The sequence below is a fragment of the Lachnoanaerobaculum orale genome (assembly GCF_003862485.1).
In the GTDB taxonomy this organism is placed as follows: Bacteria; Bacillota; Clostridia; order Lachnospirales; family Lachnospiraceae; genus Lachnoanaerobaculum; species Lachnoanaerobaculum orale.
This window is the reverse complement of the sequence record NZ_RRCM01000001.1, coordinates 1,409,386-1,423,475: the sequence shown is the minus strand read 5'-3', so window position 1 is coordinate 1,423,475 and position 14,090 is coordinate 1,409,386. Positions and strand designations below refer to the sequence as shown.

Below are 14,090 nucleotides of genomic sequence, written 5' to 3'. Positions count from 1 at the left end.
GTTTGGCATTGCCGGACTGTTACATTTTTGTAAAAGAGAGGTTTTATGAAGGACTATAATGCAGGCAGTATTACAGTACTTGAGGGACTTGAAGCGGTCAGAGTAAGACCGGGAATGTATATTGGCGGTGTAGGTGTAAAGGGACTCAATCATCTCATATATGAAATAATGGACAACTCCATTGATGAACATTTGGCAGGATATTGTAAAAATATATGGGTGACTTTGAATGCGGACGGCTCCTGCACTGTAAAGGATGACGGTAGAGGAATACCGGTTGAGATGCATCAAAAGGGTATTTCGGCAGAGCGAGTTGTACTGTCCACACTACATGCAGGCGGAAAGTTTGACAATGAATCTTATAAGACAAGCGGAGGATTGCATGGAGTAGGTTCATCTGTAGTCAATGCACTGTCAAATTTTTTGGATATAAAGGTATATCGTGACGGTTATATACATCACGACAGATATGAAAAGGGTGTACCTGTAATCGAGTTAAAAAACGGTCTTTTGCCTACTATAGGAAAAACAAGAGAGACCGGTACAGAGATAACATTTTTACCTGATGATACTATATTTGAAGTAACAAGGTTTAGAGCCGACTGGTTAAAGTCAAGGATGCATGAGAGTGCATATTTAAACCCGGGACTTATACTGCATTTTGTCAATAACAGAGAAAATGAGCATGAGGAAAAGACATACCATGAGCCTGAGGGCATTGTGGCATATGTCAAGGAACTAAACAAGGGTAAAGAGGTGATGCATGCACCTATATCATATAAGGGTGTATGTGATAATATCGAGGTTGAGGCGGCTATACAGTTTGTGGATGCCTTTGAGGAGAATATACTCGGATTTTGTAACAATATATTTACTCAGGAGGGCGGAACACATATAGCCGGATTTAAGACCAAGTTTACAGGACTTGTAAATACATATGCCAGAGAACTTGGAATACTTAAGGATAAGGACAGCAACTTTACAGGAGCGGATACAAGAAACGGTATGACCGCAATAGTAAGTATCAAGCATCCGAACCCTATGTTTGAAGGACAGACAAAGACCAAGCTGGCCTCGGCGGACGCAACCAGAGCCGTACTTACCGTGACAGGAGATGAGCTTACAAGATATTTTGACAGAAATGTGGATGTTATAAAGGCTATTATTTCATGTGCCGAGAAGTCCGCAAAGATAAGAAAGGCCGAGGAAAGAGCCAAAACAAATATGCTCACAAAGTCAAAATTTTCTTTTGAGTCAAACGGTAAGCTTGCAAACTGTGAATCAAAGGACCCGAGTAAATGTGAGATATTTATTGTAGAGGGTGATTCCGCCGGAGGTTCGGCAAAGACTGCCAGAAACAGAAACTTTCAGGCTATCCTACCTATCAGAGGTAAGATTTTGAATGTGGAAAAGGCATCCATTGATAAAGTACTTGCAAATGCCGAGATTAAGACCATGATAAATACTTTCGGATGCGGATTTTCTGAAGGATACGGAAATGACTTTGATATATCAAAGCTTCGCTATGACAAGATAATACTTATGACTGATGCTGATGTGGACGGAAGTCATATTGATACACTGCTTTTGACATTCCTGTACAGATTTATGCCTGAGCTTATATATGACGGACATGTATACATTGCAATGCCGCCGCTTTTTAAGGTGGTACCGAAAAAAGGAGAGGGAATTTATCTCTACGATGAAAAGGCACTTGAAGACTATAGGAAAAAGCACAAGGAAAACTTTACACTGCAAAGGTATAAAGGTCTCGGTGAGATGGATGCCGAACAGCTTTGGGAGACTACGCTCGACCCTGAAAGAAGGGTGTTAAAGAAGGTGGAGATTGAAGATGCAAGGCTTGCAAGTGAAGTGACGGAACTTTTGATGGGCTCGGATGTGGCCCCAAGAAGGAATTTTATACATGAACACGCAAGAGAAGCCGTGATTGATGCATAGGAGGGTATATGGCTGAGAAAATATTGAGAACGGAATATTCGGAGGAGATGCAAAAGTCCTATTTGGATTATTCTATGAGTGTTATCACTGCAAGGGCGATACCTGATGCAAGAGACGGGTTAAAGCCTGTACAAAGAAGAGTTCTCTATGATATGAGTGAACTTAGGATATTCAGTGACAGGCCTCATCGTAAGTCCGCCAGAATAGTCGGAGATACAATGGGTAAATATCATCCGCATGGAGACAGCTCAATATACGAGACCTTGGTAGTACTCAGTCAGGACTTCAAAAAGGGCATGGCTTTGATTGACGGACACGGAAACTTCGGCTCTATTGAAGGTGACGGTGCGGCGGCCATGAGATATACCGAGGCAAAGCTTGCAAAGTTTACAGAAGAGGTGTATTTAAAAGACCTTGATAAGACTGTGGAGTTTGTTTCAAACTATGATGAGACTGAAAAAGAGCCGCAAGTACTGCCTGTCAGGGTGCCGAATCTTTTGATAAACGGTGCGGAAGGTATTGCCGTCGGAATGTCAACATCCATACCCACACACAATCTGGCCGAAGTTTGTGATACCTGCATTGCCTATATAAAAAACAGGGATATAGACACAAAAAAGTTACTTGATATCTTACACGGACCGGATTTTCCTACAGGCGGTATTATTGCAAATAAAAAGGATTTGCCAGAAATATACAATACGGGAAACGGTAAGTTAAAGCTTAGAGGTAAGATAGAAGTAGAGCTTGGAAGAAGAAAAAGTGACAAGGACAAGCTTATAGTCTCAGAGATTCCGTATACTATGATAGGCAGCGGAATAAATAAATTTTTGGTGGATGTAGCCAATCTGGTGGAGAATAAGAAGCTTGGTGATGTGGTGGATATCAGCAACCAATCCGATAAGAACGGTACCAGAATAGTTTTGGAACTGAAAAAAGATGCGGATATTGAAAAGATAAAAAATATTCTTTACAAAAAGACCAAGCTTGAAGATACTTTCGGTGTAAATATGCTGGCAATAGTCGACGGCAGACCTGAGATTTTATCACTTAGAGATATCTTAAAAAATTATATTGAGTTTCAGTATGAGATTACTACAAAAAAGTATAACATTCTTCTTAATAAGGAGCTTGAGAAAAAGGAAATTCAAGAGGGTCTTATAAAGGCTGTAGATGTAATTGACTTGATAATTGCCATACTTCGTGGTTCCAAAAATTTGGCTCAGGCAAAAAAATGTCTGACAAGCGGTGATACTACAGGTATCACATTTAAGGTAAAGTCACTTGAAAAAGATGCAAAGAAGCTCTCATTTACTGAAAAACAGGCACAGGCAATACTTGATATGAGGCTTTATAAGCTTATAGGTCTCGAGATAGAAGCTCTTTTAAAGGACAATGAGACTACTCTTAAGAATATAGCGGAATATGAGAATATTTTGAAAAATCACAAAAATATGGATAAACTCTTTATAAAGGACCTTGAAAAAATCAAAAAAGAGTTTGCATTAAAGAGAAGAACTCATATTGAAGACGCCAAGGAAGCCGTATATGTTGAGGAGGAAGTTGCCAGTGAAGAAGTGATCTTTGTTATGGATAAGTTCGGATACTGTAAGCTTTTGGACAGGGGCACATTTGATAAGAATGCCGAGAATATAGAGACTGAGAATAAGTACGTATTCCCGATTATGAATACAGATAAAGTATGTATTTTTTCAAATAAGGGTATTTTATATAAAATAAAGGCAATGGATTTACCTATGTCAAAGCTTAGAGATAAGGGAGTACCTGTTGACAATCTGACAAAGTTTGACAGCGGCAGTGAAGAGATACTTTTAGCTTTAAGTGAAGACAGTATGCAGGGATCTTATATTTTGATGCTTACCAAAAACGGCTATATAAAGAAGGTGTCATCAAGCGAATTTAAGACAAACAACAAACAGGTGGCTTCCACCAAGCTTAATGATGATGATATTTTGGTGGGTGTAAAGCTCCTTGATGCAAGAATTAAGACGGATATATGTGTATCAAGCAGTGCAGGCTATATACTTAAGTTTAATGTCTCCGAGGTCAATGAATTTAAAAAGAGTACAAGAGGAGAGAAGGCCATAACTTTGGGTTACAATGAGTTTGTAGAAAATCTGTACATATTATCTGAAACAGGTATCGGAAATGTGAACGGAAAGGAAGTAAACCTTTCAAAAGTAAGGCTCAGTCACAGGGGATATAAGGGACAAAAAATCAAGTAAATAAAACATTTTAAAACAATTGTCTTTGTGTAACGTACAAATGTGCGTGTATTGCGAAAAAGTGCTTGAAATATTATTCGTGTTGTACTATGATTGCATGCAGTTAAAAAAGTTGTTCAAAAGTTTTGAATGGCTGTTACAAAATACAGATAGATATGGAGAAATGTTATGGATAGAAAATTAAAAGTAGGTGTTCTCGGTGCTACAGGTATGGTAGGACAGAGATTTTTATCATTACTTGAAAATCACCCTTGGTATGAGGTGGTAGTTGTTGCAGCCAGCCCGAACAGTGCCGGCAAGAGATATGAGGATGCTGTAGGCGGTCGTTGGAAAATGACTACACCTATGCCTGAGGCTTACAAAGACCTTATAGTTATGAATGTAAATGATGTAGATGCTGTAGCAAAGGAAGTGGATTTTGTATTCTCAGCTGTAGATATGACTAAGGATGAGATAAAGGCTATTGAGGAGGCATATGCAAAGACTGAGACTCCTGTAGTTTCAAACAACTCCGCACACCGTTGGACAAAGGATGTACCGATGGTTGTACCTGAGATAAATCCTGAGCATTTTGCAATTATCGAGTCACAAAAGAAGAGACTTGGAACCAAGAGAGGATTTATCGCAGTTAAGCCTAACTGTTCTATACAAAGTTATGCTCCTGTACTTAACGCATGGAAGGAGTTTGAACCTGAGGAGGTTGTTGTTACAACATATCAGGCTATATCAGGTGCCGGAAAGACTTTCAAGGATTGGCCTGAGATGGAGGGAAATATCATTCCTTTTATCGGTGGTGAGGAAGAAAAGAGTGAGAAAGAGCCTCTTAGAATATGGGGACATATTGAAGGTGACGAGATTGTTCCTGCAACTTCACCGAAGATTACTTGCCAGTGTGTCAGAGTACCTGTACTTAACGGACATACAGCTGCGGTATTTGTAAGATTCAAAAATAAGCCTTCGAAAGAAGAGCTTATAAAGAAGCTTGTAGAGTATAAGGGTGAGCCGCAAGAGCTTAATCTTCCGTCCGCACCTAAGCAGTTCATACAGTATCTTACAGAGGATAACAGACCTCAGGTTTCACTTGATGTGGACTTTGAGAACGGTATGGGAGTTTCTGTTGGCAGACTCAGAGAAGATACAATCTATGACTATAAGTTCATCGGACTTTCACACAACACTCTAAGAGGTGCTGCAGGCGGTGCCCTTCTTTGTGCGGAGTACTTGACAGCAAAGAACTTTATACAGGCAAAATAATTTTTTGAATATTCTATCAAAGGCATTTGCATGGCAGATGCCTTTTTCATTATCAAGTCACATAGTAATATTTACACTAAGTATTGCAAGGGAATAGAAAAATTTGTATAATGTATGGAAATAGCTGTCACATCAGGCTGTGACGGCTTTTTCTTTGTAGAGAGAGGAAAGTTATGGGTATTAAGAAAACTGAATTTGGAAAAACAAAAGACGGTAAGATAGTGAATCTGTATACTCTTACAAATAAAAACGGGTTGAGTGCGTCATTTACCGATTTGGGCGGTACATGGGTGAGTATGCTGGTACCTGATAAGGACGGAAACTTTAAAGATGTATGCCTCGGTTTTGACAGTGTGGCAGGCTATGAGGACAATAAGCCGCATTTCGGTGCTATAATAGGAAGATATGCCAACCGTATAGCAGGAGGCAGGTTTGTTCTTGACGGAAAAGAATTTCAATTATCTCTAAATAACGGTAACAATGCGCTGCATTCAGGTCCCGATTACTGGGATAAAAGGATATGGGAAGCCGGAACATTTGAAGATGAAGACAGAGATATGGTTACATTTATGCTGATAAGTCCTGACGGTGATCAAGGGTTTGACGGAGAAGCAAGAATAAGTGTAAGTTATGTGCTTTCGGATGACAATGCTCTTACAATAGGATACAGTTTTGTTTGTGATAAAAAGACAGCTGTCAATCTGACAAATCACAATTATTTCAACCTGGCAGGTGAGGATGCGAAAAATATATATGACCAGGAAGTTGAGATATACGCAGACAGCTTTTTGCCATGTGATGAGAATTCCATACCTACAGGTGAGATAAGAAAAGTTGAAAATACTCCTATGGACTTTAGAAAGTACAGAAAGATCGGTGACGGTATAGACTCCGATTATGAGGCGACAGTTCAAGGCGGAGGTTATGATCATAACTGGGTTATAAGAGATTACGACGGCAATCTAAGACTGATAGCCAAAGCAAGAGATAATGTAAGTAAAAGAGTTATGGAAGTGTATACGGATTTGCCGGGAGTACAGTTTTATACAGGAAATTTTTTGAATGATGAGATTGTAGGCAAAAACGGTGTACATTATAATAAACGAAGCGGATACTGCTTTGAGACACAGTTTTTTCCGAATGCTGTAAACAATCCCGACTTTATACAGCCGGTAGTTAATGAGCTTGAAGAGTTTATCAGTGAGACTGTATACAAGTTCAGTGTAGAAAAAGATTGATGAAGAAACTTTTTATTGCGGAAAAGCCCAGTGTTGCAGCCGAGTTTGCAAAGGCTCTGAAAGTACCTACAGGCAGAAAAAACGGATATTTGGAAGGAGACAGTGTTATAGTTACATGGTGTGTAGGACATCTTATAACTATGAGTTATCCTGAAAAGTATGATGAAAAGTTCAAACGCTGGTCGCTTGACACTCTGCCTTTTTTACCTAAAGAGTTCAAGTATGAAGTGATTGACGGAGTGAAAACTCAGTTTGATACAGTCTCAAAACTGCTTAACAGAGAAGATGTTGATACCATATATATCTGTACCGACTCGGGAAGAGAGGGTGAGTATATCTACAGACTTGTGGATATGATGGCCGGTGTAAAAGATAAGGTCAGAAAAAGAGTCTGGATTGATTCACAGACTGAAGAGGAGATACGCAGAGGTATCAAAGATGCCAAAGACTGGTCATACTATGACAATCTTTCAGCGGCGGCATTCCTTAGAGCTAAAGAAGATTATCTGATGGGTATCAACTTTTCAAGGATTCTTACACTTAAGTACAGCAGGAATGTGGCAAATTTTCTAAAGCTTGACAGAGCGGTATTAAGCGTGGGAAGAGTAATGACCTGTGTTGTAGGAATGGTTGTCAACAGAGAAAGGGAGATAAGAAATTTTGTAAAGACTCCCTTTTATAAGGTATTGGCAAAATTTGAGAATCAGGGTATGTTCATAGACGGAGAGTGGAAGGTGAATGAAAAGTCAAAGTACTTCAATTCTCCGGTGCTTTATAAGGATAACGGCTTTAGAGAAAAGATATATGCACAGAAGCTTATTGAACATGTGGAAGAAATCGCAAATGAAAACGGCAGAGAAGCAGAGGTACTCTCAAATGAGAAAAAGAAGGAAGTGAAAAATCCTCCGCTTTTATTTAATCTTGCCGAAGCACAGAATGAATGTTCAAAGAGATTTAAGATAAGCCCCGATGAAACATTAAAGATTATACAGGAGCTTTATGAAAAAAAGCTTGTTACCTATCCCAGAACCGATGCCAGAGTGCTCTCAAGCGCTGTAGCCAAGGAAATAGATAAAAATATCAGAGGACTTTGTAAATTCCCTTTGCTTGCGGATTTCGCAAATGATATACTTAATAAGGGTACATACAAAAATATATCAAAAACAAAGTATGTTAATGATAGTCAAATCACCGACCATTATGCTATAATACCTACCGGGTTTGGAAATATGAATTCTTTAGGCAGATTGCAGATGTTGATATATGAACTGATATGTAGGAGATTTCTTGCTATATTTTATCCTCCTGCCATATATCAGAAGTTTGCCATCAAGTTCGGTATAGGAGATGAGATATTTATCACAAATACCAAGGTTTGTATTGAAAGAGGATTTTTGGATGTATTAAGTCCGCTAAAGGAAGACGGCGATGATGACGGAGACTCACAAAATCCCGAATATATAAATATGATTTCATCGCTTAGAAAGGGTTCCAAGTTAAGGCTTGATTCTTTAAGCATAAAGGAGGGAGAAACTGTACCTCCAAAGAGGTATTCATCCGGATCCATAATACTTGCAATGGAAAATGCAGGTCAGCTTATAGAAGATGAAGAACTTCGAAGTCAGATAAAGGGAAGCGGTATAGGTACTTCAGCTACAAGAGCGGATATTTTGAAAAAGTTGTTTGCAATCAAGTATCTGGCTCTCAACAAAAAAACGCAGATAATCACACCTACACTTTTCGGTGAGATAGTATATGAAGTGGTGAATTGTTCCATTTCACAGCTGTTAAATCCCGAACTCACAGCAAGTTGGGAAAAGGGCTTAACAATGGTGTCAAACGGTGATATATCATCACAAGAGTATATGACAAAGCTTGAAAGATTTGTAGGTATAAGATGCATAAATGTGAAGCAGCTTAATAATCAATATAGTTTAAATGCCGTATTTGAAAAGATTTCAAAAGAATATAAGGGCATGAAAGGATAAAAAATGAAGAAAATCGATGTAAAAACAAAAAAACTTTTTGATCTTGAGGAAACTGTTGCAAAAGAACTTTTTGAGAGATACACATATCCTTGGGAAGTATTCAAGGAGCTTGGAAGCTTCATAGAGGAAGTAGGAGCTACATTGCCTGATACCGAGTATCTGAAGATCGGAAAGAACATATGGGTACATCGTTCTGTAAAGATAATGCCGACTGTAGCGCTTGCAGGTCCGCTTATCATCGGAAAGGACGCAAGTATTCGTTCATGTGCATTCTTCAGAGGAAATGTAATTATCGGCGAGGGCGCGGTAGCGGGAAACTCATGTGAGTTTAAGAATGCCATACTTTTCAACAAGGCGCAGGTTCCGCATTTCAGCTATGTTGGTGATTCAATTATCGGATACAAGGCACATCTTGGTGCGTCTGCAATCACATCAAATCTTAAGAGTGACAAGTCCGATGTAGTGCTTCACTTGGAAGATGCCGAGCTTGAGACAGGTCTTAGAAAACTTGGTGCAATAGTAGGCGATGAGGCTGAAGTAGGATGCGGTTCCATTCTGAATCCGGGTACAGTTATAGGAAAGAACACAACCATCTATCCGCTTTCAAGTGTAAGAGGTTGTGTAAGCAAGTCATCTATATATAAGAATGCAGATGATATAGTAACAAAGGCAAAGAAAAAGCCGGTTGTAAATAAATTATAAAATACAAAAGGTCTGAAATGCTGCAGTTTGCAGAGGTTTCAGACCTTTTTTGATTATCTTATATGATTTAAAATGTTTTCAAGCAGTGAGTAAGGCACTTTTAAATTGCCGTATCCACTTCCTATATCAAGTCCCGGCTTGTGTGCGCCGTGAAAGTCGCTTCCGCCTGTCGGAAGCAGATTATATTTAGTTGCCAAAGAGTGAAGTCTTTTAATATCTTCATCCGAATGTGTGGAGTGATAAACTTCTATACCGTTTAGACCGAGATCTTTTAAATGAATAAGCAGACTTTTAAGTTCGCTTTCGGAAAATTTATACTGGAACGGATGTGCAAGTGAAATAAAAAAATTATGTTTGCTTAAAAACTCCATACATCTGTTTGTTGTGATTTTCTTTACAGGCACATACTTGCCGCCGTATTCAAGATATTTAAAGAAAGCCTCGGATTTATCTGCAACAACTCCCATCTTTATAAGGGCGCCGGCAAAGTGTGCCCTTGTTATCTGAGTATTAGGATTGTCCCCGATCAAATCATCCATAGAGATTATAATTCCGTCTTTTTTGAACCTTTTCAGTATTTCATTATTTCTCTCGGCCCTTTCCTTTGCAAAAAAATCCAAGTCGGATAATATTTCCTCTTTGATATGAAGCTTTTTCGGAGGAAAAGTATCAGGCAAAAGATATCCCAAAATATGTATTTCCTTTGAGTTGTATACGCAACTCATCTCTACTCCGGCAATCACAGGCAAATCAAGTTCAAGCCCCTTTTTGAAACATTCGTCCACTCCCGCCATGGTATCATGGTCTGTAAGCGCTATTGCACAAAGGTTTGCTTTTTTTGCCAGTGTGGCTACCATAGAGGGAGAAAAGCTTCCGTCGGAAGCGGTGGAATGTGTGTGTAAATCAATATATTTCATATTATCCTCTGAAAATTATTCTGTTTTAATATTTGTCAATAAAAACCATAAACAGTCTAGCACAATGAATTGTTTAAAGCAAATCTTGATTGTTGTACCGGAATCATTTTCTTGGTATAATTTGACTTAAGAATATTACTTTTATTGTAAAAATAAAATATTATTGAGTGGTATTTTAATAATACATTCATAGGGAAATAAAATGTTTAAAAGACGAAAAAAGGAGCAGATGTCCGGTTCGGAAAGAGTAAGAGCAGCCAGAAGACGCTCACAAAGCGGTATATATCCGGCGGACATAAATATAAAGGGCGTGGCTTTGTTGACAGCTGTTTTTGTTATGCTGCTTACAACCTTAATACTTTGTGTAAAGAGGGTAATAAGGCCTGTAAATGCGGCAGGTGAGATAAACACAGAGTCGACTGTTGATATCGCAAATGAAAAGCTGAAAAAGCATATAAGTATTGATGAGGTGGATATAACGGGAATGAAGATGGCGGAGGCAAAATCCGCAATTAAAAGGGTATATCCCTGGAAAATGAAGTTGCATATAGATGATAATGACAGCTTGGAGCTAAGTAATATACTTGATAAAAAGCTTGATAAGCTTTTGAGTGAAATATATTCGGATATTGATAAGGCAAATACGCATTATGATATAAGTTTTGATGACGGCGATATAGAAGAGATGGTTAATGAGGCGAAGAAAAAGTGGGATATTCCTCCTCAAAACGGCTCTATATCGGGGTTTAACAAGGATACAAAGAGCTTTACCTACACACATGAGAGTGACGGCTTTTTGATAGATGAGAACAGACTGAAAGGTGATTTGAAATCATTTACAGACAGAAAGGATTTTCAGGCGGACATCCTGGTCGTAAGAAATGAAGCAAAACCGAGTGTTACAGAGGTAAGTGCAAAGGAGAAGTATAAGGTAATAGGAACTTTTACCACAAAGACTACAGACAATAAGGACAGAAATACCAATATTTCACTTGCAAGTGAAGCACTTGACGGACTGATAATCAAGCCGGGAGAGGAATTTTCTTTTAATAACACTACAGGTAACAGGACGGAAGAAAGAGGTTACAGACCGGCAGGTGCCTATGTGAACGGAGTTCTGTCTGAAGAACCCGGAGGCGGAGTATGTCAGGTATCATCTACACTTTATAATGCGGTCATATTTGCAGGCCTTACCACTACAGAGAGGCATGCACATTCATATGAGCCGACTTATGTGACTCCGGGAGAGGACGCAATGGTCAGCTATGACGGATATGCCGGACCTGATATGAAATTTGTAAATACTTGTGACACTGCGATAGCAATACGTGCAGTGCTTACAGGGCAGACACTTACCTGTTCAATCATAGGTATTCCTATTTTGGAGGACGGTGTGAGTATAGAGATGGAGTCAAAAAAGATTGCGGATCTTGACCCTCCCGCGCCTGAGTATATTGAGGATAAGAGCCTTAAAAGAGGGAAAGAAGTGGTAATAAGTGAGGCAAAGAAAGGTTCAAGGTGGGCTACCACTTATATTGTGAAAAAGAACGGAAGCATAATAAAGGAAGAACCTTTCCACAACTCCACCTATAGAGGTAAGCCTGCAAAGATAAAGGTAAATTCACAGAGTGAGACTACAAGTGCTCCAAAGTCAAGTGTTGAAACAAGTATAGAAGGTACTAAGGGCGTGAAATCGGATGAGAGTTTGAGTAAAAAGAATACGGAGACTACAGCAGAGAGTACCGTTGAGAAGATACCTACAAGCGATGTATCAAAAAATGAGGTGTCAAAGACTGAAGAGAGCGTTAAGCAAAAAGAAAGTGTTGAAGAAACTGTAGAAAAACTGACAACAGAGGCGGATACTGTCGATGAGACGGTGCAAAAGCCTGAAGATTAAATATTATAGGGGGTATTATGAATAGGGAGAATGTAAAGTATTTAAAGTTACTTAAGCAAAATTACGCGTCAAGTCAGTCGGTAATCAGAGAGATTATCAATCTGTCCGCCATCACAAACCTGCCGAAGGGAACCGAATTTTTCTTAAGTGATATACATGGTGAATATGAGGCATTTTTACATATTATGAATAACTGTTCAGGTGTGATAAAGGAAAAGGTCGACCTTATATTTACAGATACTTTGTCCGAGTTTGACAGGCAGGAACTCTGTACTCTGATATATTATCCGAGGGAGAAAATGACCATGCTTGCCGAGACCGGAAAGATAGATGCCGGATGGTATTCTATGACTTTAAACTATCTTATAATGCTTGCAAGACTGCTTTCACAAAAGTACACAAGGTCAAAAGTTAGAAAGGCATTGCCTGAGGACTACGCGTATATTATCGACGAGCTTTTACACGCACAAAAGAATGAAGATACCAATAAAGTCAGCTATCACAGGCATATTTTGCAAACAATCATAGATTTGGAAGATGCTGACGAGTTTATCATTGCACTTTCGGCACTTATAAAAAGACTTGCGGTAGACCATCTGCATCTGGTGGGAGATGTATTTGACAGAGGAGGACAGGCTGACAGGATAATGGATTTGCTTATGAAGTATCATTCTATGGATATTGAATGGGGCAATCATGATATTCTTTGGATGGGTGCGGTATGCGGTAACGATGCCTGTATCTGCAATGTTATCAGAAATAATTTAAAGTACGGCAATGTTGAAATCCTGGAAAACGGATATGGTATCAGCCTAAGGCCGCTTATTATTTTCGGGATGAATATGTACGGTATATCGGACGGAATACAGGCTGCGCTTGCGGCAATCAAGGTAATGCTTTTTAAGGTGGAAGGTCAGCTTATAAAAAGGCATCCGGAGTATGAGATGGACAGCAGATTGCTTTTAGAACATATAAATCTTGACAGAGGCAGCGTGACTATAGACGGTGTGGAGACTGCACTGAAGACAACACTTTTTCCAACTCTTGATATGAACGATCCGTATAGACTCACTGATGAAGAGGAAGAGATTCTTTTGAAGTTGAGGAGAAGTTTTGTATCAGGTCAAAGACTTAACAAACATATAAAGTTTTTATATGATAAAGGAAGTATGTACAATGTTTACAACAGAAACCTGATTTATCACGGTTGTGTGCCTGTGGATGAGAAGGGTACATTTGATATGCTTTCTATAGACGGTAAGTATTATCACGGTAAAGCGCTGTTTGATATATGTGATAAGAAGGCAAGAGCGGCTTATACGGACAATCCGAGTATGGATGATGTGGACTTTATGTGGTTTTTATGGGGTGGTGAGAAATCACCGCTTTGTGGCAGAATGGTAAAGACCTTTGAGAGAGACTATGTAGAAGATAAAAGCTTTTGGAAAGAACCGTCGAATCCGTATTACAGCAGGTACTATGATGAGAGTTTTTGCAGTCAAATCTTACATGAGTTCGGTCTGTATGATGTACATTCTCATATTATAAACGGTCATACACCTGTTCATGCCGTTGACGGTGAGAACCCTGTGAGAGCAAACGGCAGGCTGTTTGTTATAGACGGCGGATTTTGCCGTGCTATGAACAAGACTACGGGAATTGCAGGCTATACTCTGATATTTAACTCACACGGACTTAGGTTGATGGCTCATACTCCTTTCACATCTGTAGAAGATGCACTGATAAACAACACGGATATAAGGTCGGAGTCAGAGGTGATAGAAAAGGAGACATATCGTATGTTTGTAAAGGATACGGACATCGGTAAACAAATCCTTGAGGACATAGCCGACCTTAAGATGCTGCTTGAAAATTACAGGACGCTGTAA

General features: G+C 39.2%; 9 protein-coding genes. 8 read left to right on the top strand and 1 reads right to left on the bottom strand.

The genetic code is table 11. The features are described from left to right. The first annotated feature begins 45 nt into the window (after positions 1-45). The 6 genes from EHW90_RS06790 (at position 46) to EHW90_RS06765 (ending at position 9,387) form a co-directional block, all read left to right on the top strand. A complete protein-coding gene (locus EHW90_RS06790) occupies positions 46-1,959 on the top strand; it encodes a DNA gyrase/topoisomerase IV subunit B (protein ID WP_124952115.1) in 1,914 nt (637 codons plus the stop codon). An 8-nt stretch (positions 1,960-1,967) separates the two neighbouring features. Beyond that, the gene (locus tag EHW90_RS06785; protein WP_124952114.1) at positions 1,968-4,205 is read left to right on the top strand and encodes a DNA gyrase/topoisomerase IV subunit A; all 2,238 of its coding nucleotides are present in this window, start codon (positions 1,968-1,970) and stop codon (positions 4,203-4,205) included. A gap of 168 nt (positions 4,206-4,373) precedes the next feature. Next, on the top strand, positions 4,374-5,459 hold the full coding sequence (asd, locus tag EHW90_RS06780) for an aspartate-semialdehyde dehydrogenase (RefSeq protein ID WP_009445424.1): 1,086 nt from the start codon (positions 4,374-4,376) through the stop codon (positions 5,457-5,459). 173 nt (positions 5,460-5,632) lie between these two features. Beyond that, positions 5,633-6,697 (top strand): aldose epimerase family protein, encoded by a 1,065-nt coding sequence (locus EHW90_RS06775; RefSeq protein WP_124952113.1) that lies wholly within the window; start codon positions 5,633-5,635, stop codon positions 6,695-6,697. Next, positions 6,697-8,685, top strand: coding sequence for a DNA topoisomerase (locus tag EHW90_RS06770; protein ID WP_124952112.1), 1,989 nt, complete (start codon positions 6,697-6,699; stop codon positions 8,683-8,685). Before EHW90_RS06775 ends, EHW90_RS06770 begins: the two co-directional genes overlap by 1 nt. Positions 8,686-8,688: 3 nt before the next feature. Then, positions 8,689-9,387 (top strand): LbetaH domain-containing protein, encoded by a 699-nt coding sequence (locus EHW90_RS06765; protein WP_124952111.1) that lies wholly within the window; start codon positions 8,689-8,691, stop codon positions 9,385-9,387. A 53-nt stretch (positions 9,388-9,440) separates the two neighbouring features. Here EHW90_RS06765 and EHW90_RS06760 read toward each other — a convergent pair whose 3' ends face one another. After that, a complete protein-coding gene (locus EHW90_RS06760) occupies positions 9,441-10,304 on the bottom strand; it encodes a PHP domain-containing protein (RefSeq protein WP_124952110.1) in 864 nt (287 codons plus the stop codon). A 202-nt stretch (positions 10,305-10,506) separates the two neighbouring features. Between EHW90_RS06760 and EHW90_RS06755 the strand changes: the two genes are divergently transcribed. Beyond that, positions 10,507-12,201, top strand: a complete 1,695-nt coding sequence (locus EHW90_RS06755; RefSeq protein WP_124952109.1) for a VanW family protein — start codon at positions 10,507-10,509, stop codon at positions 12,199-12,201. A gap of 17 nt (positions 12,202-12,218) precedes the next feature. Beyond that, the gene (locus EHW90_RS06750; RefSeq protein ID WP_124952108.1) at positions 12,219-14,090 is read left to right on the top strand and encodes a fructose-1,6-bisphosphatase; all 1,872 of its coding nucleotides are present in this window, start codon (positions 12,219-12,221) and stop codon (positions 14,088-14,090) included.